The organism is uncultured Eudoraea sp. (genome assembly GCF_947258525.1).
In the GTDB taxonomy this organism is placed as follows: Bacteria; Bacteroidota; Bacteroidia; order Flavobacteriales; family Flavobacteriaceae; genus Eudoraea.
In genome coordinates, this window is sequence record NZ_CAMYIP010000049.1 from 1 (window position 1) to 20,502 (window position 20,502).

Here is a 20,502-nt window from a genome sequence, read left to right on the forward strand (position 1 = left end):
TAGTTTTGTTCCGAACATTAAATTAAATTGTTTAACATCTGTCCAGTTCTTTGACCCTGAAATGGGGCAAACTATTTGCAATTCTTCGATTAAGTTCTTTACATCCGCTAAATCTTCTGCTTCCAAAGATCGTCCTAAGCGTTTAAGTATACTTTGAGCCTTTTCCTGATAACCCAAAACTCGCGGATTAGTTGTCAGAAATTGAGCTTTATCAAATGATTCACCAAATCGCTTGGAAGCTTTATTAACTTCCTTATCAATTTTAGCCTCTATTTTGGCAACGTAATCCTCAACCAATACATCTGCACGATATCTTTTTTTAGAATCTTTGTTATCTATAAGTGGATCATTAAATGCATCAACATGCCCGGATGCTTTCCAGGTAGTAGGGTGCATAAATATCGCAGCATCTATGCCAACTATATTTTCATGCATCTGTACCATGGCTTTCCACCAGTATTCTTTTATGTTCTTTTTAAGTTCAGCTCCATTCTGAGTATAGTCATAAACTGCGCTCAATCCATCATATATTTCACTTGATTGCACCACATAGCCATATTCTTTCGCATGTGAGATTACCTTTTTAAAGATGTCTTCTTGATTTGCCATTTGGCAAAAATAGAATATTATCGCATTTATTATTTAAGAGATGGAAATAAAATGAAATAAGACTATGAAGTAAAGTTTATTTCAATTGAAATTCTGAAGATGACAGAAGTTTTTCATTTTCAAAAATATTTAGCGTATACCTGCCAGGTTCCAATGAACCTTCAGGAATCGTTATAAAATCGCATACGCTAAGTTCATTCCCTGTGGATATAAGTTCTACCCTTTTACTGTAGACATTTCCATTTACTGAAATGATATTGGCATTATCCTCTATAACACTCATGTTTGGGCCAAGAAACTGAAAGTATAAAACCTTTTCTTCGTTCCTGTCATTAGGATTACCCATTATTGTTACACATCCTCTGAGTTTTTCAATGGTGGAGGCTTTGGTAGTTTTAATTGGTTTTCCGCTTCGAAGTCTAAAACCACTTCCTTCAGAATTTTCCAATTTTAAATAGCTCTTAATTCGCAATTCCTTGCTAAGCTCTCTATTTTTTTCACGCAATAAGGCTTCGGCTTCTGCCAAAGAACTGCTTTTTCCCCTTAATTCTTCAATCATTTTGCGAGTCTCCTCATATTTATCGGAGAGGAGCATATTATTGTATTTGAGGAAATTATTTTTGAGTTTAAGACTATCGTGCCTTACTTCTAATTCGCGAAGCTCTTTCCTATATTCCTTTAATTTAGCTACGGTAAAGTTTAATCTACCCACCGAATCCAAAAGCTGCTGTACACGGTATCTTGAATCCTGCAATTCTATTTCGTTAACCTCGTTAAGTGCTGACAGTCGGTCTACTTCAGTCTTCATCAGGGTTAAATCTTTTACAAGCAGCCCTTTTTCATCTTCAAGATAGTTTATTTGAGTTCTGGATTGGGCATAACTATAGTAGAAAGCAATTAATATACCTATTATAACGGCAACTAATGCAGCAAGTATTATCTTATAGTTAAATTTATTATCTTGAATATCCATTCAGATAGGCTAAGTAAATAAGATTAGGTTTAGTTAAGATTTGTACTTTTCCAAGCTATCAAATATAATAAATGATATCAACACGGTACTTCTACCGAGGTTGTGTTTTGGATGTAATGTTCAATTATATCGAGGAGAGCAGCTATTGTGTACACTTTGTCGGAACCAAATACCACTGACCGAATACAATTTTATTGAGCAAAATGCAGTGGATACAATATTTTATGGCCGTATTGACATAAAAAAGGCCGCTGCTTTCCTTTTTTATTCAGATCAGGGGATTGTCAAAAATTTAATCCACTTTTTAAAATATAAAAATCAACCTCAATTAGGTCAATTTTTAGGTGACTGGTATGGCCAGATTCTAAAAGAAAGAAACGCTCTAAACCATATTGATATTGTAATACCTGTTCCATTACATAAAAATAAGCTTAAAAAGCGAGGTTATAACCAGGTTTCAGGCTTTGCAAAAAGAATTGCAGAGCACATTAATGCCAGTTATATGGAGAATATCCTTGTAAAGACCGCAAATACGAGGACTCAAACCAAGAAAAACCGGATTTACCGCTGGAGGGGTATGCCCGATCTTTATAAAGTGACTCATCCCGAGATTTTAAGCGACAAGAATGTATTATTGGTGGATGATGTGATTACGACCGGTGCTACCATCGAAACTTGCGCGCGGGCTATAAAAAAGGCAAAAGGTGTTAGTATTTCAGTTGCTGCGATGGCGGTTGTTCCTTAATTTCACAATTCTATAAATTAATTGTTTCTTTGCCTCATAGAATAATCAAATGCCTCGAATACAGCGTATTTTATCCTTCTTTTTCCTGATTGCAGTTGTCTTGGCGGTAATACAATGCGCCAGGAGAGGAACTCCAACCGGCGGACCAAAAGACACAACACCCCCGGTATTAATAAAGGCAGATCCTGAAAACCTAACAACGGAATTCAAGGCTACAAAAATCAGGCTTTATTTTGATGAATATATCAAACTGGAAGATGTTCAGAATCAGTTAATAGTTTCTCCCCCATTAAAATATAATCCGGAAGTTTCTCCCCAAGGAGGGGCTAGCAAATTCGTAGAAATAATATTAAAAGATACTTTGTTAGAGAATACTACCTATACTTTAAATTTTGGACAAAGCATTGTGGATAATAATGAAGGTAATCCGAACAGCTTCTTAACTTATGTTTTTTCTACGGGTACGTATATTGATTCATTAACTGTTTCTGGTGTTGTAAAAGATGCTTTCAATCTAAAAGCGGACGAATTTATTAGTGTAATGCTATATGAAATAGATACTGCATATACTGATTCTACCATCTTTAATAAACCCCCCAATTATCTTACAAATACCTTAGACAGTACCACAATCTTCCAACTTAAATACCTCAAAGCGGGAAAATATGCGCTTTTTGCTATTAAGGATGAATCTAAAAACAACGTTTTCGATCAGAATATTGATAAAATAGGTTTTATTGAAGACACTGTGACGCTGCCTACAGACACTGTTTTTCTTCTTAATCTCTTTAAAGAAATCCCTAATTATAGTTTAAAGACGCCAAATTTTGCAGCCGCTAACAAAATTATTTTTGGCTATTCCGGGGGAGATGAAAAAATAGACGTAGCAGCTCTAACAGAATTACCGGACTCTGTTAGAACACTCGTAGTCAAAGAACCGGAAAAAGACACCCTTAACTATTGGTTTACGCCTTTTGAAATAGACTCAATTATTTTTAAAGTGACCAATGAAAGCCTGAAGAAAATTGACACATTTACAGTAAAAACGAGAAAGCTGGTTTCAGATTCTTTGATGCTCATCCCCAGTCACCGAAATAAGCTAAATTTTGCAGATGAATTCCATATAACTACCAGCATACCTATAGTTAATATAGACACAACAAGGATTGCTATTTTTAACAAGGATACAATAGAAGTTAATTTTGAAACACAAATAGATACTGCACTAAACCGGATATCAATGAAGTTTGAGAAAGAACCGGATGAGACCTATTTTCTAAATTTGCTTCCTGATTTTGTGACGGACTTTTTTGGAGATACAAATGATACTATTAACTATAGATTATCTACAGGAGGTTATGCTGATTTTGGGAATCTGCGCTTGAGTCTAGCAGGTGATATAACCTATCCAATTATTGTACAATTAACCGATGATAAAGGGGAATTGTACAGGGAAATATACGTAACGGAAGCAACAGACTTAGAATTTAATACCCTTGAGCCTGGAAATTATCTTATCCGGATTATTATTGACAAGAACGCGAACGGCAAATGGGATACAGGAAATTATTTAAGGAAGATTCAACCTGAAAAAGTTATCTATTACCCAACTGCTATTGAAATGCGGGCTAATTGGGAAAAAATTGAAACATTTACTGTTCTAGATTAAAATGATCTCTATCATCCAAAAATTTAAATTGAGCCCTTAAATCTTCCAGTTTTTGCAGGCTTAAAGATGCATAGAGTACCTCATCGTTTCCGGAGAAAACAATCTGATTGCCCATAGGGTCATATATGGCTGAATGACCCGGATATCTATGTGCATTATTATCCTCACCCAATCTATTAACCCCAATACAATAACTCATATTTTCTATGGCCCTGGCTTTTAATAAAGTATCCCAGGCTTCAATTCTGGGTTCAGGCCAATTGGCTACAAAAATTAAAAGGTCATAATCTCCTTTATATCTAGACCATACAGGGAATCGAAGATCATAGCATATCAGAGGACAAATCCGGAATCCTTTATATGAGAATACTAATCTATTTGTACCTGAATCATATACTTCATCTTCCCCGGCAAAGGTAAATGTATGTTTTTTATCATAGGTCCTGGTCGTGCCATCAGGATGTATAAAAAAAAGTCTGTTTGAATACTTATTCTTTTTCTTAAAAGAAATGCTTCCTAGCAAAGCAATATTCCTTTCTCTGGCTATTTCCTTCATCCATTTTACCGTAATTTCTCCCTCCCGAGCATCGACTATTTCCGGGTTCATTGTAAATCCGGTTGTAAACATTTCAGGCAAAACAATAATATCCGTATCGCTTGGAATCTCTTTGATCTTTTTGGAAAACATATTTCTATTTTCCGGAGGATTCTCCCATATCAATTCGGTCTGTATCAACGCTACTTTTAGCTTACTTTGCATAAGAATCACAAATTATCCATTCTTTTCCAGAAGGGCTATCAAGTCCGAAAATCCTTGCATTCTGGCATGGTCCAGAGCTGTTATTCCCCGGGCATCTTTAACAGTTGTATCTGCACCAAATTCTAATAGTAGCTTCGCTAATTCTACTCTGTTAAATGTAGCCGCATAAATAAGGCAGGTGCCTCCTAAGGCATTTCTCTCATTTACGTTCGCTCCTCTGTTTATTAGATCCTTAGCTATTTCTACTAAGCCTTTAAAACTGGTTCCCATTAACGCTGTATTGCCTGAAGCGTCTTTATCATCAATATTTGCCCCTTGCTCCAGCAGGAAATTTGCAATCTTTCTATGATCGTAGTAAGTTGCAAGAATTAAAGGGGTAGACCCTCTCTGGTCTACAGAATTTACGAGGGCAGGTAATTCTGAAGTCAAATTCTTAACGGCTTCTATGTTGCCATTTCTTATTTCATTAAAAAAAGCGGCTATTCTATCTTCCATAAGAAATAAATGTATAAAAAAAATATCACTATAGGGATCTTATTATGGTGTATAAGAAACAGTTTAAAAATGACTCTTAAAATGGCCAACATGCCCTTTTTGTTATTTGTACCAGAGCATTGAGGTACATGAATATTATTGAAAGATGTATTATATGATATACTTTTAAGGTATTTTCTTACGTTATACCAATTAAACCTAACTTTAAAACCAATAAATCACTTGGAATCACTTGTAATATCTTCTTTTATTAAAGATTATCCTGCTTCTGTAGTTATTGTAAATCGTGAACTGGAAATTATTGACCATTCTGAGCTTTGGTTAAAGGAATTGCAGAATATTAACCAGAGTCCAATTGGAGTTTCCATCTATAATATAATCAACTACACTTCCGAGGAATTTTTAAAATGTTGTGAAGAATGTCTGCAAAGAGGGGAAATAACGAAGGTTATTCAAAAATTGAATCCTCTTGAGGAAAAGACACGATGGCTGGAATGGACCATATCGCCATGGAAAGAGAATCACGACAAGATCAATGGCCTGATCATAATAAAAAATGATATCACCGAAACCAAAAGAAAAGAAGAGCTTTTGCTGAAAGCCAAAAGTATTGCACGAATAGGAGGATGGGAAGTAGATTTAGTGGCTAATACGATGTACTGGACAGAAGTAACTAAGGAAATTCATGAAGTGCCTATGGATTTCATTCCTAATTTAGAAGAAGGTATTAATTTTTATAAAGAAGGTGTTGACCGTAATAAAATAACCAGTCTGGTAAGTGATGCTATAAAAGATGGCGTGCCGTGGGATAAAGAGTTACGAATTATAACTGCCAAGGGTAGAGAATTATGGGTGAGGGCAAAAGGAGAAGTAGAGATAGTAAATAACAAAGTAGTTCGCATGTATGGTACTTTCCAGGATATTGATGAAAAAAAGAGAGTAGAATTAAAATGCGAGGAAGTCTCCGACAGGTTGTTAATTGCTACAAAAGTTGCCTCCATAGGTATCTGGGATTACGACATGGTTGAAAACAAACTGTTATGGGATGATAATATGTATTCACTGTACAGGGTCAAAAAAGAGGATTTCAGTGGGGTTGTTGAAGCATGGGAATCTTCTGTTCATCCTGAAGATATAAAGTCTGCACAGGAAGAATTAGATCTTGCAATAAAGGGTGAAATAGAATTTAATACCGAATTCAGAGTGGTATGGCCAAATGGTGAAGTCAGATATATTAAAGCAATAGGTCATGTTATCAGAGATTCTAAAGGAAATGCTGTCAAAATGATTGGAGCCAATTGGGATTTCTCCAAGGATAAAAAAGCTGAAAAAAAATTAAAAGATCTTCTCGATATCACCAGCGAGCAAAATAATAGTTTAACGAATTTTGCTCATATTGTATCTCATAACCTAAGGTCTCATTCCAGTAATTTATCTATGCTTACTGGGTTTTTCTCTGAGGAAAAAGATAAAGAAGAAAAGAACAGGCTTATAAAAATGTTGTGCGAGGCTTCTGAAAGTTTAGACGAAACCGTGCAGCATTTAACGGAGGTGGTTCAGGTTAAAACGGAGGCTATTGATAAAATGCGTACTGTAAATTTATATGAGGCCATATTAGGTGTTAAGAAAAATCTTGCTGTCCTCCTAAAAGAAAAAGATACAACTTGTAAAATAGACGTAAGTAAAAATCTTCAAATAAATGCTATTCCCGCTTACATGGATAGTATCCTTTTGAATTTGTTTACGAACAGCCTAAAATATAGTTCTCCAAAAAGACCTCTTATCATTAAAATAAGTGCCACAAGAAAAGGCCCGTATATCAAAGTTGACTTTTGCGACAACGGACTGGGAATAGATCTTGACAGGCATGGTGATAAAATTTTTGGCATGTACAAAACCTTTCATAGGCATGAAGATGCGAAAGGAATAGGGCTTTTTATTACTAAAAATCAAATTGAATCCATGAATGGTAAAATTGAAGTGGATAGCCAGATAGATAAAGGTGCTACATTCCGATTGTATTTTGAGGCTATTGACAATTAATCCTAATAATAATGAAGAACTTGAAAGATGTTTGTATAATTGATGATGATCATATATTTATTTATGGGATTAAACGTCTTATGAAGGAAGTGAATTTTGGCGAAGATATTCTCGTGTATGAAAATGGAAAGGAAGCCCTGAATGGCCTTAGGCTTCATTTGGAAGCCGGAAATAAATTACCCTCAATTATCTTTTTAGATTTAAATATGCCTATTATGAATGGCTGGGACTTTCTGAATGATTTTTGTAAAATTGATGCCTCAGAATTAAATGATACGGTAGTATATATTATAAGTTCTTCAGTCGATCCGAGAGATCTGGTGCGCATAAAAAGCTATCCAATTGTAAAAGACTATATTCTTAAACCTGTGACTGTTAATGATCTGGAAGTTATTCAGAAAGAAAAAGTTGCATAAATCTTACAAATCAGCGGATTCCCGGTGAAAAATCTTCAGGTGCATTCTGTGGTAAATTTAATGTTTCAGAACCTCCCGAATCATTGTAAATAGTCCATTCACTAAAAGTAAAGACCGGATTTCCCCTCACAATATTTTCATTTCTTTCAGCTTTTCCATCTTCAAATTCATGATTTGTTCCGGAACCGTCTTCCCCAATAAGTCCGAAGATATCTATTGCAGTGCCAAATGGATCTATTAGTACTATATTATCATCCCCATTGGAGTCAGCCGGGCTATTACTTCCCGTTTCAACATCGGGAGGAAACCCGTAAACGCTCTCAAATTCGGTGGCATTGGGCGAGAAAACCAAAGTATTCTTTGATTCGACTACTATCCCCGAAAGGTCAATTTCTGATCCTGAAGTAATATTTTCATTGGTATATCTTATCAAATTCCAACCATCTAATTGGAGTTGATCGTTACCTGCGTTATAAAGTTCAATAAATCGAGCTTCTGAATTATTATTAGGATCCGCTATCTCAGAAATTAATATCTCATCAGACGTCATAAAGACTTTTGTGTCTTCACAACGTTCTCTGCTCATATCCATATCAATTAATCCGCGAATGATTAATTGATAATCATTATTTTCTCTGTAAAGAACCGCAGTTACAGATCCATTCCCAGAAGGCAGTATTTCATCCTGAAAATCAGAATAACCACTATTCAATAATTCAATCATACTACCAGTACAATTAGTAAGATTCCTTATCGTCTCCTCCTCAGGAAGGGCATACCTAAGGTTTTGTTCTTCTGCTATTACCTCCAGACTTTGAAGTTCTACCAAAGTGCTCACTAAATCTGCGTTAAGTTCTTGTATCGAGGTAATTGTCGGAACTATTTTACTAACAGGTTCGCATGAAATAAGCAGATGATCTTTTACTGCAAGCGCCGGCAACCTTCCAATACTTAATTTTCCAAAAGAAGTGAATACCCCTCCAAGTTTGTAAACACCTTTGCTTTTGCCTAAATAAAGTCCTTTAAGTTTAATATAGACTTTACTTCCTATTTTGTAGAATAAATAGGAATCCCTAAGATCTATTTCTATTTGGAAGCCTGAAGTTGGGCTTGTCGGAGCATCTTGTATATGAATTGTACTAAAAAAATTTCCATCCTGATCTGATGATATAACATAACCGGCAATTACAAAATCTTCCTGTATTTGTATAACGTCTCCCTGAAATAAATTTTTGACTTCATTAAAAGTAATATTTGCTATTAATTCATCGTTACAAGGAGTTTCCGGGTTTTTAAATTCCGAATCCTTAACGCAACTGAAAATGAGCAGAAAAAAACAGTACTTAACTAAAAAACCTGTTTTACATCTCTTACCCTTTTTCATTTTAACAATTATTATAGTCAATTTTTTATTCTATTGTATTTCAAAAACTTATGGCAAGATTCAAAAAGAATGTTCTTCCAAAGCCAAACCAATACTTTGGCCCGAATGATGGATTACCACTTAGATTGTCCTCTATCGATTGTCCGTAATTACCATTCCGGTTTTGTTCATAACCCCCGGTTCTAAATACAGTGTTGAATACATTATTGATACTGGCAAAAACACTTATATATTTTCCATTTAGCAACCAGGATTTACCTCCAACCAAGTTTAATAGATAGATATTCCCTAAAGGATTTTGTTTTAAAATTCGATCTGCATATTCCAAATTTAAATTTTCAAATGGTTCACCTGTATCAGGATTTAAATAAAAACTCCGGGTTCTTCTTATAATTGAAATACTGGCATAATTATCCGACAAATAATTCATTTTTGCGCCAATCCACCAGAACCCGGGGTCTCTGTATTCTACTCCCAACGAGAGCGCCTTTTGAGGGCCATTTGGCTGTTTATAGTTTTTAATTTTAGCAATTCCTAAGTCTTTAGTGCCCTCCATAGTTATTAAATCCTCTTCATTCCCGGCTGTATCAAAATTTATAGCCAGATTGGGATCACTGGCATATACATATTTCCCTAAGGCAAAGGCTCCGGATAAATTCACAGATGAAGAAAGCTGATAAGACAATCCCAACTCAACGCCCATATTTAGCTTATCAAGATTGGTAATTACCTCTTGCACAAAATCTGAACCTACTCCGGCATCAACAAAGAAAAAATTAACATCAGTAAGTTTTTGAAAACGGGTATAAAAGCAAGTTATTCTTCCAATAAGATCTGGAAACCTGGTGAAGTAGTTGATATCAATACTTGTAATTTTTTCTTCATTTAAATTAGGTACAATTGCATTGTTCTCTCTTGGATTTATAAATGCATTGACTACCAAAGGGGCCCTGGTTAAGAGTATTCCATTTGTACTAATCCATTGTCTCACATTTAATTTATAAGTAAATCCTCCTTTAAGCCCATAATTACTGAATTGTATGAGATTGCTTTTTCCCAGTGAATTTTCGGGGAAGCGCTCATTCAAAAAGTGACCGGTTCGTTGGTAGCTGGAATTAGTATAGTGCCCCGCCAGAAAAAAGTTCCATTTACTTTTATCCACACGCAATTGGGCAAAAGCATCAAATACCTTGTAATTCAGCGTATAATCATAATTAAATATATCTCCTTTATTCTTTTTCAATTCCCCATCCAGATCATTTCGAGTATCTGAAAAAGGGTCTATATCCAAATGATAATCTGCCCCTAATAGGTCCTGAATTTTGGCAAAATTATCGGATATAGTGCTTCTATAAGACATATTCATGTCTACAGTAAACACCTCATTGAGCATAATATTAAAAGTAGTACTGAGCGTCAATTGCTTATCCGAAGTGGTATCGTCGTATAGGACATAAGAGGCCATCCCGTTTCCAGAGCTCATCGTATTTGCTTTGTAAAGGTTTTCCCATTGCAATTGCGGGTTTAATAAAAAGGCCTGTTTGGCGAGAACTGCATTTAAAAAATTTGCCCCAACAGGACTGTTTACATAAAAGCTGGGTAAATATCTATAATAAGTGGGGTCCGGATTTGGAGCGTTATAATATCCTATTCTACTTTTTGCAAAGCTGCCAAATTGGTATGAAATTGCTGCATTGATATGTAGATTTTTTAATTTACCCAAATAGTTAAGCATAAATAGCGGTTCCAAAATTTTACGCTCCCTGGAATTGCGAAAGTGGTTATTCTGAAATCCCCAATAGGGGTTGTACCTATTGCCTGCCAAGTTATTAACCTCCTCAGTAATAGCTGCAGAACTGCCACGGCGATTGGAAGAAAGAATACCTGTAAAAAGTATGCTATTAGTTGGGTTGAATTGATATTCCATTGCTCCATATATGGAAAAGGCATCATATAATGTTCCATTTACAAATCCTTCCTTAGCCCATCTTCTCGATGCTGCAAGAGAATATAAAAAATCACTTTTCTTTTTTCTCGAGGTATAACTTGCCATGATACGTCCCGAATAAATACGATTGGAAAGAGAACCGGATAATCTGATCCCCGGTCGAAGACCCGAGGGTCTTGTGTCTATATTTGTGACCCCCAGAAGTCCGCCAAACCCATAAGGAGATGATTGTAATCCCAGGTTAAAAACCTGGTTCCTTGTTACATCATTCAGACCACCCCAATTGTTCCATTGTGGCCTTCCATCACGAAGTTTATTCATAACAACACCATTTATAAGCACATTACCATTTCGTGAGTCATAACCCTTCACTTTAAAAAACACTTGTCCAAAATCAAAGGCTGCACGATTTAAAAAGACATCACGGGTGGCTGTCAACATACCTAAATTTCCTCCCTCTTGTTCCCCATTAATTTGGTTATCGGTTAGTGTCACTAGAATTTCATTTTGATCAATAGAAGTGTCCTTTTCAATTAATATTTGCCCCAACTTTATTTCATCTTGAAAAATCTCCAAAGGCAGCCTTTTTTCAATATATTCCCTGGCTTTAATTGATAATATGAACTCCCCTTTTAAAGCAGTGACTATTTTAAAGCTTCCATCCATATCGGTCATTACCTTCAAAGAGGTCCCCTCAATTTCAATAGTTGCATGAGAAATTGCAAGAAGACTTTGCGCATCTCCAATACTCCCGTGTATACTTATTTGTTGTCCTTTAAGTACTTGAAAAAAGAATAAGAGAATAAAAATACAGTGGATAAATCGCATTCAAATTTTCATAAGATTCAGACCGAAAGTATTCTTAGCGGCTGCATTTTGCTTGCGGCATCCGGGTATAAATTGCAATTGGAAACAGCTTGAAACTAATTTGGAATATTAACCATTATGGACATAAAGTGCGTGTTTTTTGTTGGCTTACTAATATCAAATATGGCACATCCGCAAAAAGTGGCCCGGTACAGCATACGTACCATTGCTTTTTACAATGTTGAAAACCTTTTTGATACCGTTAATGATTCATTATTCTTTGATGATGAAATGACCCCTGATGGAAATTATAACTGGACTTTGGAACGTTATAGTCTTAAAATCCAACATATTGCCGAAGTAATCTCAAAGATAGGGCGGTCAATTACGCAAACTTGCCCTGATATTGTTGGTCTTTCTGAGGTAGAAAATCTGCACGTCATAAAAGACTTAATAAATCATCCGCTTCTTCGGACTTATGACTTCAAAATTATTCATTTCGATTCTCCGGATGAAAGAGGAATAGATGTGGCTTTAATCTATAAAAGCAATAGATTTATTCCTATCTCATTTAAAAGTCACCGGCTTCTGATTTTTAATGATTCCGATCAGCGAGATTTCACGAGGGATCAGCTTGTAGTAGAAGGATTATTAGAAGGCGAGGAATTCTACATCATAGTTAGCCATTGGCCTTCTCGCAGTGGAGGTGCCGCAAGAAGCCAACCATTCAGAAAAGCTGCGGCGAGACTCAATAGAAGAATAATAGATTCTGTATTGAGAATCAACCTTGATGCAAAAATAATATCTATGGGGGATCTGAATGATAACCCCAATGATAGCAGTATAAAAAATACGCTAACTTCCTCTGATAGACAGAACGAAGAAAGTCCGGCTCTCTTTAATCCCATGCAATCTCTATATAAAAAAGGTAACGGTTCTCTCGCCTATAGGGACCAATGGAATTTGTTCGACCAAATTCTATTATCAAAAAATCTGGTAAATGAAAATAGGAAATCATACACCTTTTGGAAAGCCGGTATTTATCATCCTGCATATTTAAGGATCAAATCAGGAAACTACAAGGGATATCCTTTCAGGACCTATGTAGCCGGGAGATACACAGGTGGGTATAGCGATCATTTCCCCGTCTATGCTTTTCTGATAAAAAAAGTAGATTAGAACCTACTCTGAAGTGGTTATTTTAATATTTCTCCATTTTACCTTTATTCCGCCACCATCATGAATTTGCAGTGCTATGGAGCCTTCACCTGCCCCAATTTTATCATCTTTAATAGAAACCATTTCCACACCATTAAGCCATGAAGTAAGCTCATCTCCGGATAGCTGAATTTTCATCTTATTCCATGCCCCTTCTTTAAGCACCTTCTCCTTTTCAGCGCTGGGCTTAATTAACCAGCCCCTGCCATAGGATTCATAAACCCCTCCGGTATGATGGCCTTTTGGTGCCACTTCAACCTGCCAGCCGTTTACTTTGGTTCCATCAACAGTAGACCTAATAAACACCCCGCTATTACCATCAGCTTCCTGAAAAAACTCCAGAGTTAGTACAAAGTCTTTGTAATATTTATCTGTAGCCAGATAACCATATTGAGCGTCAGGACCACTTTCAGAAACTAAAAGGCCATCCTCTACATACCATTTTTCAGTACCGTAGATGGTCCAACCGGAAAGATCCTTTCCATTGAATAAAGATTGCTCCTGTGCAAGAACCACAAGGCTAAATAACAGAGCTATAAGACTGCTTAATAATTTCATAATTTATCTTTTGATTAGTTAAACCACTGATTCCATGGAATCCTACTTAGGATAAGAACAAGGCCAAGGCCGTAAAAAATGCTGATTGCTTTAAACTTTCTTTTGGCTTCCATGAACTTTTTATGGCGAGACCAGCCTATTGTGATTAAAACTATCGCAATTATGTTTATAAATGGATGTTCTACAGCCAATAATCTGGCCGCCGAATTTAAACCGCCCATGCCAAGCGTTTTGATTGCCGAAAATCCATTGGATGAAACAAAAAACAAGATAAGACCCAAAACCAACTGGATATGTGAAAGTATCAGGGTAAAAAGACTTATCCTGAAATCCTTTTCCAATGTAAACATTCTGTTGCTCATTAATCCTGTTATTGCATTAGCTACTGCAATAAAGAGAATTCCGAGAACTATATAGGCAAGGTAGGAATGCGCTGTTTGTAAAATTTCCATTTTGATATATTTTTTCTAAAAATACGGATTTCTGGGAATTAAAAAACCCCGGCATTTCTACCGGGGTTTTTCTGTTAAGGTTTTAATATCCTTAATTAAATATATAACGCAGTCCAAGTTGCATTTGCCATCTGGAAGACTGCAATCCTGAATCGTCTAATTCAACTATATTCGGGGATCCATCATCATTGATAACCCCGTCATTAATATCGAAGGTAGGTGTATCCCCTGTAGATACAGTAGTAAGTGGGCTTACATTACTTCTTACAAATTTTCTCTTACCCCAATCCTTGTTTAACATATTCGTGAAATTGAAAATGTCTGCAGAAATTTGGATAGTATTTCGTTTCCCTCCAACATCAAATGAGAAATCCTGAAGAAATTTCAAATCAATAATATTACTCCATGGCCCCCTTGAACCATTTCTCTCGGCATATTGCCCTCTTCTGTTTCTTAAATAATCTACACTATTAATGAAAGTATCCAATTGTTGCCATTTGGCAGCCTGTTCAGCAGGATCTCCGGCAAAAACAATTTCGTCCTGAGATGCCGGAATATAAATCAGTGCATTATCCCTGGAATCATCATTCAACAAGTCGCGTCCTTCTCTATAGGTAAAACTATAAGGTTGTGATTGTGATCCGTCATAAAACACACCAAAAGTGGTTTTGACATTTTCATTCCATCTTACTTCATAGCTTACATTAGCTGTTACCCTGTTACCAAGGGCAAAATCTGAACGGGTAATCGGTAGGTCGGAATTTTTACCATTAACGGTTTGAATGTTTCTCCATTGAGAGCTATTCTGGGAAGAGGTTCCATCAAAAATCTTAAACGAATCTCCCCATGAATAGTTAACCTGGCCTGCAAAGCCATTCTCAAATGGTTTTCTTAAAGAGAATGTAAAGTTCGTTGCATCACCACCACCTGTATTTGAGGCTAAAATAATCCTTCCATACGTATCATCTATTTCATCTCCTCTGTCGTAGAAAGGTCTTTGGTCTGCTCCTGAATAGAACCCTACTGGACCTCTAAGATTCAGGTTTTCATAATAAATATCCGTAATTACATCTGTGTATAGGAAATCAGCCGTAGCAATTAATCCCCAAATAGGAAGTTTCTGGTCTATTGCAATATTGTATTTAAATACCTGTGGTAATTTAAAATCTTTAGCGAGTAAATCAATATTTCCACCTACTCCACCAGTGCCGGGTAGAGGATCTTTAAACTGATTATTTACGTCTGGTTCAAAAGGCTGATCAAATTCAAACATAAATCCGCCTGTTATCCCATTATTATTATAGGTACCTCCCGGCCATACCAAAGGAAGTCTGGATGTAAATACACCTAACCCACCACGTATTTGTGTGGTGTTATTTCCGTTAACATCCCAGTTAAATCCAACTCTGGGAGCAACCATAGCGGTTGGGTTTATCCCCTGACCAACTCTGGCACCTTGTAAATCTTTGCCGGCGGCTTCTAATAAACCAACGGTTCTTGTATTAAAATCCTCATTTACGGGGCCATCAGACCAATAAGGCACGTCAACACGGAAACCTACTGTTGCCTTTAAGTTGTCTGTAACCTGTATGTCGTCCTGTACATAAAGACCTAATTGGAAAGTGTCGAATTCTGAAGCACCATCTGATTCATCCCCTACCGTGCCATCTCCAACTAAAGAATACCCGTGTTGGTAAACATCGCTATTTTGCATAGTCAAAAACTGATTCAGACCGCTAGACAGTAGTATTCCATTATCGTCGAACTGGTCTTCAAAAGTGTAATCCCCATAATTGAATGCAAAGAACAAGTTTTTAACCTTTGCAAATTCCAGGTTAGTACCAAAAGTGAATGTGTGCCTCCCGGCAAAAACATCAAAATTATTGGTAATTGTAAATACATCCTGATCAAGCAAGTTTGCTGTAGAAAAAGGTTCTGCACCAAAAGAAATTGTACCTCCACCATCTTGAATATCTACAGTTGGGAATGGGGCTCCAGCCGGGTCTCTGTCATCTCTTACCCTTGTATAACCGAGAACAAAGTTATTGGCAAACTTATTGCCGTACCTTGAACTCCATTCCAGGGCAGTTGAATTCGTTGTGGTCTTAAAAGTCTCAGACCCATTTATAAAACCAATATTTCTATTGCCAGAGTTTCTGGCTTCAACATTGTCTGCTCCAACATAACTATGCCTTAAAGTAATTTTATGGTCCTGGTTTATATTCCAATCTATTTTTGCAACCAGTTTGTTACTTTCAAGTGTTCTTGTATTATCATCAAAGATGCCCGGATCATAACCATAAGTAGATTGAAGGAAATTAGAAAGTCCGTCTATATCTCCAAGTGTTGATCTACCTGTATAATTACTGAAATTAAAAGGCTGTGGCGTTTCTTCATCCTGTCTTTCGTAGTTTACAAAAAAGAACAGTTTGTCCTTTACTATTGGACCCCCTATTCTTAAACCATAAGTATAAGCACTAAAATCAGATACTTTTTCTCTTTGTTCGTCTTCACCTACTAAATCGGGAGGTGTTTTACCTACAAGATCCTGATTACGAATAAACCCATAGACAGAACCACTAAATTCATTAGATCCCGATCTTGTAATAGCATTAATAGATCCACCAGAGAAACCGGATTGCCTTACGTCAAAAGGTGCAATATTTACCTGAAAGGTTTCAATAGCATCAACAGAGAAGGGATTAACCCCGGTTTGACCCCCATTAGTACCAGAGCCAGCAAGTCCGAATACATCATTATTAACAGCTCCATCAATATAAATGGCATTATACCTGTTGTTCTGACCAGCCAGTGAAATAGAAAAACCATCATTCCCTTCAGTAAGTTGGGCCTGAGGAGTAATTCTAACAAAATCTGCGAGAGATCTCGATGCAGAAGGCAAGGTCTGAATTTGTCTTTGGGAGACGTTTGTTTCCGTGCCAGTCTTACTTGAACTGAAGATACCACTTCCTGTGGCAGTTACCACAACTTCATCTAAGGCAGTAGCCGACTCAACTAACCCAGTGCTTATTGTGGTAGATTGTCCCAAAGTTAAGTTTAAATTTTCCTGAACATAATCGTTAAAACCAACATAAGATATGGTAATTCTATAAGGGCCTCCAGATCTCATATTTGAAATCCTGTAATAGCCATCAAAATCTGTTGCAGCACCATATTTAGCTCCTGTAGGAACATAAACTGCCACTACTGTCGCCCCAGGCAAAGGTTCACCAGTGTTATTAGTTATTTTACCTCCAATAGAAGAGGTTGTAACTCCTTGTGAAAATGCCATAGCTGACATTAAAAAAGCAATTAAACCAACGTAGATTTTTTTCATTTTACTAAGTGTTAATTCGTTTTTGATTTATCACGCAAATGTGCTGTTTACAAGACACATACACGTTAAGGTAATGTTAAAAAACCAATAACAAATGTAAGGTTAGTTTGGCAACAAATTGATAAACAATCGGATTATTTAAGGGTAGATATTTCGAATTACAGAAGTTCTAATTTAATCCTTAAAAAGATGCAAAAGATTCAATGTAGAGCTGTCATGTTTGGCAATTTCTGAATTATTGATATCTTCCAAAATGGTCGATGCAAGTTGCTTCCCAAGCTCCACGCCCCATTGATCAAAACTGTATATATTCCAGATAATACCCTGTACAAAAATTTTGTGCTCATACATGGCAATTAGCATCCCTAATGTTTTGGGAGTAAGTTTTTCTATTAACAGGGTATTGGTAGGTTTGTTTCCTTCAAAAGTTTTGAAAGGAACCAGCTTTTCAATTTCATTAGCCGTCATTTTTTTAGCTTCTAATTCCTGCCTGACCTCCTCAGCGGTTTTGCCATTCATGAGCGCCTCAGTCTGTGCAAAAAAATTAGCCATTAATTTGTTGTGATGATCAGAATCTCCGTGCAATGATTCCTTAAATCCAATGAAATCTGCCGGTATTAATTTTGTGCCCTGATGAATTAACTGAAAGAAAGCGTGCTGTGCATTAGTTCCCGGTTCACCCCAAATAATGGTTCCTGTCTGATATTCAGTAAAATTACCGTCGCGATCAACACTCTTACCATTACTCTCCATCATACCTTGCTGAAGATAGGCAGAAAATCGATTTAGATATTGTGTGTAAGGAATAACGGCCTCTGTTTCAGCTCCGTAGAAATTATTGTACCAAATACTTAAGAGGGCAAGTATAACCGGAATGTTTTCATCAAAACTTGCAGTCCTGAAATGTGTGTCCATTTCATTTGCTCCTGATAATAGTTCCTGAAAATTTTTATAGCCTATTGCCAGTGAAATTGACAGGCCTACTGCACTCCAAAGAGAAAATCTTCCACCTACCCAATCCCACATGGGGAATACGTTTTCATCCGCTATTCCAAATTCACTGATCTTTTCAGCATTTGTAGAAACTGCCGCAAAATGTTTGGAAACATCCTCTTCTGTTGCCGATTTTAAGAACCATTTTCTTATTGTATTTGCATTACTGAGAGTTTCCTGAGTAGTAAATGTTTTGGAAACAATTACGAAGAGTGTGGTTTCAGGATTCAATTCCTTTAACATTTCATGGACATGGTCGCCGTCTACATTACTCACGAAATGAGTACGCAATTTATTTTTATAATACTTCAGAGCCTCCGTAACCATTAAAGGACCCAAATCTGAACCTCCAATGCCAATATTTACAATATCTGTAAACCTTTTACCAGTAAATCCTTTCCTGTGTCCATTGATTATCTCCTCAGAAAATTTACGAATCTGGTCTTTAACCTGGTAAACTTCAGGGATAATATTCACCCCTGAAACCATGATCTTTTCTGTTTCTTTTGCTCTTAGCGCTGTATGAAGTACTGATCTTGCTTCTGTTTGATTAATAAGGTCACCATTGAATAGTTTTTCAATAGCATCTTTTAAATTTACTTCTTCTGCAAGTTGAATTAAAAGTGATAAGGTTTTATCCGTTATTCTGTTCTTAGAAAAATCAACTATAAATTCTTGAAATCTTAATGTAAATTTTGTGGCGCGTTCCCTATTGGTCACAAACAGGTCCTTGAGATGTAAGCTTTCTGTTTCTTTAAAATTCTCGCCAAGTTGTTTCCAGGCTGCAGTAGTTGTTGGGTTAGTGTTCTTTAATGGCATTGAGTTAGTTAAGAGTTAGCAATTCTTCATCGGGTCTTTCCGAAAATTCAATACAGTCTAATTGTACTTTTTGTGGCGCAATAAAGTCAAAATAGTCCTTTCGTACCTCTTCGGGAAGAGGTTCTGCTGCAGGAAGTTTTTCCTTAAACGGGTCTACCTGACGTCCATTTTTCCAAAAACGATAACACACATGTGGCCCCCCGGTGTTTCCGGTCATGCCAACCCATCCGATAACATCTCCCTGTCTGACAAATTCTCCTCTTCTTACCTTTTGTTTTCTCATATGCAGATATTGGGTACTATAAGTGCCGTTATGCCTGATTTTTACATATTTCCCGTTCCCTCCTTTTCTTGTGGATTCAGTAACTGTTCCATCGGCCGTTGCCATGATAGGAGTGCCAACGGGTGCTGCATAATCAGTACCACGGTGAGGTCTTACCTTGTATCCATAGTATCGAATTTTTCTCTTTAGGTTATAACGAGACGAAATTCTGCTAAATTTTACAGGCGCTCTTAAGAATGTCCTTCGCAAATTGTTTGCCTCGTCATCAAAGTAGTCGATAATATTTTTTAGGGAATCAGATTCATAAGCGAAGGCATATAAAGGTGTTCCATTATGCTCAAAATAGGCAGCTTCAATGGGTTCGGCCCCTGCATAAATTGAATCGTTAATATACTTTTCCTTATAGATTACCTTAAACTTATCTCCCTTTTGCAATCGAAAGAAATCTATAGTCCAGGCATATATTTCCGATAGGTCATTGGTAATGTTGTAATCTATTCCCTGATCCAATATCGCCTCCGAAAGGGAAGTTTCAATGATCCCCGCCGCTTCTTTTTGCACATATTTTACCTGCATGCGATCTTTATAGGCAACAACGGAGTCCCGAAAGTCAACTACCGTAAAGTTTATAAGGTCGTTCTGATAAATAAAAATCTGAGCCCCTTGTGTGGTATCTTTTGACTTCAGAATTAGATATGGCTTGCCTACTCTAATTTTACGGACATCAAATGTATCCCTAAAGTCCTCAGATAGTTTGGCGATTTTGGGATAGTCTACTTTGTTTTGAATCATTAACTCTCCAAAACTATCCCCGCGTTTTACCGTATCCTTTACTACTAAAAAATCCTCAAGATTAAATCCGAATTGTTTATCCGCAGATAATTTACTTGAGACAGCTACTTCATCAACCTCATTTACTTCTTTGTTGGTTTGAACTTTTTTACAGGAAATAAAAATACTAAGTAATACAAATGTGCCCCAATACTTATACAT

The 20,502-nt window shown here is 36.6% G+C and carries 15 protein-coding genes and 1 pseudogene; 5 read left to right on the top strand and 11 right to left on the bottom strand.

Going from position 1 to position 20,502, the window contains the following annotated elements; translation table 11 throughout:
- A pseudogene (locus Q0X89_RS03295) lies at positions 1 to 609 on the bottom strand (glycine--tRNA ligase); the annotation flags it as partial.
- A gap of 76 nt (positions 610 to 685) precedes the next feature.
- Positions 686 to 1,582, bottom strand: coding sequence for a hypothetical protein (locus Q0X89_RS03300; RefSeq protein ID WP_297691182.1), 897 nt, complete (start codon positions 1,580 to 1,582; stop codon positions 686 to 688).
- 208 nt (positions 1,583 to 1,790) lie between these two features.
- Here Q0X89_RS03300 and Q0X89_RS03305 point away from each other — a divergent pair, with 208 nt between their 5' ends.
- Together Q0X89_RS03305 and Q0X89_RS03310 are read left to right on the top strand one after the other, a co-directional pair.
- Entirely contained in the window at positions 1,791 to 2,327 is a 537-nt protein-coding gene (locus Q0X89_RS03305; RefSeq protein WP_297691183.1) for a ComF family protein, read from the top strand.
- A gap of 49 nt (positions 2,328 to 2,376) precedes the next feature.
- A complete protein-coding gene (locus Q0X89_RS03310) occupies positions 2,377 to 3,996 on the top strand; it encodes an Ig-like domain-containing protein (protein ID WP_297691184.1) in 1,620 nt (539 codons plus the stop codon).
- Here Q0X89_RS03310 and Q0X89_RS03315 read toward each other — a convergent pair.
- Positions 3,980 to 4,756, bottom strand: a complete 777-nt coding sequence (locus Q0X89_RS03315; RefSeq protein ID WP_297691185.1) for an amidohydrolase — start codon at positions 4,754 to 4,756, stop codon at positions 3,980 to 3,982. The genes Q0X89_RS03310 and Q0X89_RS03315 overlap by 17 nt on opposite strands.
- A 12-nt stretch (positions 4,757 to 4,768) precedes the next feature.
- Positions 4,769 to 5,251, bottom strand: a complete 483-nt coding sequence (locus Q0X89_RS03320; RefSeq protein WP_297691186.1) for an ankyrin repeat domain-containing protein — start codon at positions 5,249 to 5,251, stop codon at positions 4,769 to 4,771.
- Positions 5,252 to 5,473: 222 nt separating this feature from the next.
- Between Q0X89_RS03320 and Q0X89_RS03325 the strand changes: the two genes are divergently transcribed.
- The gene (locus Q0X89_RS03325; RefSeq protein WP_297691187.1) at positions 5,474 to 7,294 is read left to right on the top strand and encodes a sensor histidine kinase; all 1,821 of its coding nucleotides are present in this window, start codon (positions 5,474 to 5,476) and stop codon (positions 7,292 to 7,294) included.
- Positions 7,295 to 7,305: 11 nt separating this feature from the next.
- Entirely contained in the window at positions 7,306 to 7,710 is a 405-nt protein-coding gene (locus Q0X89_RS03330; RefSeq protein WP_297691188.1) for a response regulator, read from the top strand.
- 10 nt (positions 7,711 to 7,720) lie between these two features.
- Here Q0X89_RS03330 and Q0X89_RS03335 read toward each other — a convergent pair whose 3' ends face one another.
- Together Q0X89_RS03335 and Q0X89_RS03340 are read right to left on the bottom strand one after the other, a co-directional pair.
- The gene (locus tag Q0X89_RS03335; protein ID WP_297691189.1) at positions 7,721 to 9,094 is read right to left on the bottom strand and encodes a DUF5689 domain-containing protein; all 1,374 of its coding nucleotides are present in this window, start codon (positions 9,092 to 9,094) and stop codon (positions 7,721 to 7,723) included.
- 40 nt (positions 9,095 to 9,134) lie between these two features.
- Entirely contained in the window at positions 9,135 to 11,870 is a 2,736-nt protein-coding gene (locus tag Q0X89_RS03340) for a TonB-dependent receptor (RefSeq protein WP_297691190.1), read from the bottom strand.
- Between the two features lie 162 nt (positions 11,871 to 12,032).
- Here Q0X89_RS03340 and Q0X89_RS03345 point away from each other — a divergent pair, with 162 nt between their 5' ends.
- Complete coding sequence (locus Q0X89_RS03345; protein WP_297691191.1) at positions 12,033 to 13,028, top strand: endonuclease/exonuclease/phosphatase family protein; 996 nt, start codon at positions 12,033 to 12,035, stop codon at positions 13,026 to 13,028.
- 3 nt (positions 13,029 to 13,031) lie between these two features.
- Here the strand turns inward: Q0X89_RS03345 and Q0X89_RS03350 are convergent, their stop codons facing one another.
- The 5 genes from Q0X89_RS03350 to Q0X89_RS03370 all read right to left on the bottom strand — a co-directional run bounded on the left by Q0X89_RS03350 (position 13,032) and on the right by Q0X89_RS03370 (position 20,502).
- Entirely contained in the window at positions 13,032 to 13,625 is a 594-nt protein-coding gene (locus Q0X89_RS03350) for a DUF1080 domain-containing protein (RefSeq protein WP_297691192.1), read from the bottom strand.
- A gap of 14 nt (positions 13,626 to 13,639) precedes the next feature.
- Positions 13,640 to 14,077 (bottom strand): hypothetical protein, encoded by a 438-nt coding sequence (locus Q0X89_RS03355; RefSeq protein ID WP_297691193.1) that lies wholly within the window; start codon positions 14,075 to 14,077, stop codon positions 13,640 to 13,642.
- Positions 14,078 to 14,168: 91 nt separating this feature from the next.
- Entirely contained in the window at positions 14,169 to 17,414 is a 3,246-nt protein-coding gene (locus Q0X89_RS03360) for a TonB-dependent receptor (RefSeq protein ID WP_297691194.1), read from the bottom strand.
- A 174-nt stretch (positions 17,415 to 17,588) separates the two neighbouring features.
- Positions 17,589 to 19,226, bottom strand: a complete 1,638-nt coding sequence (pgi, locus tag Q0X89_RS03365) for a glucose-6-phosphate isomerase (protein ID WP_297691195.1) — start codon at positions 19,224 to 19,226, stop codon at positions 17,589 to 17,591.
- Between the two features lie 4 nt (positions 19,227 to 19,230).
- Positions 19,231 to 20,502, bottom strand: a complete 1,272-nt coding sequence (locus Q0X89_RS03370; protein ID WP_297691196.1) for a peptidoglycan DD-metalloendopeptidase family protein — start codon at positions 20,500 to 20,502, stop codon at positions 19,231 to 19,233.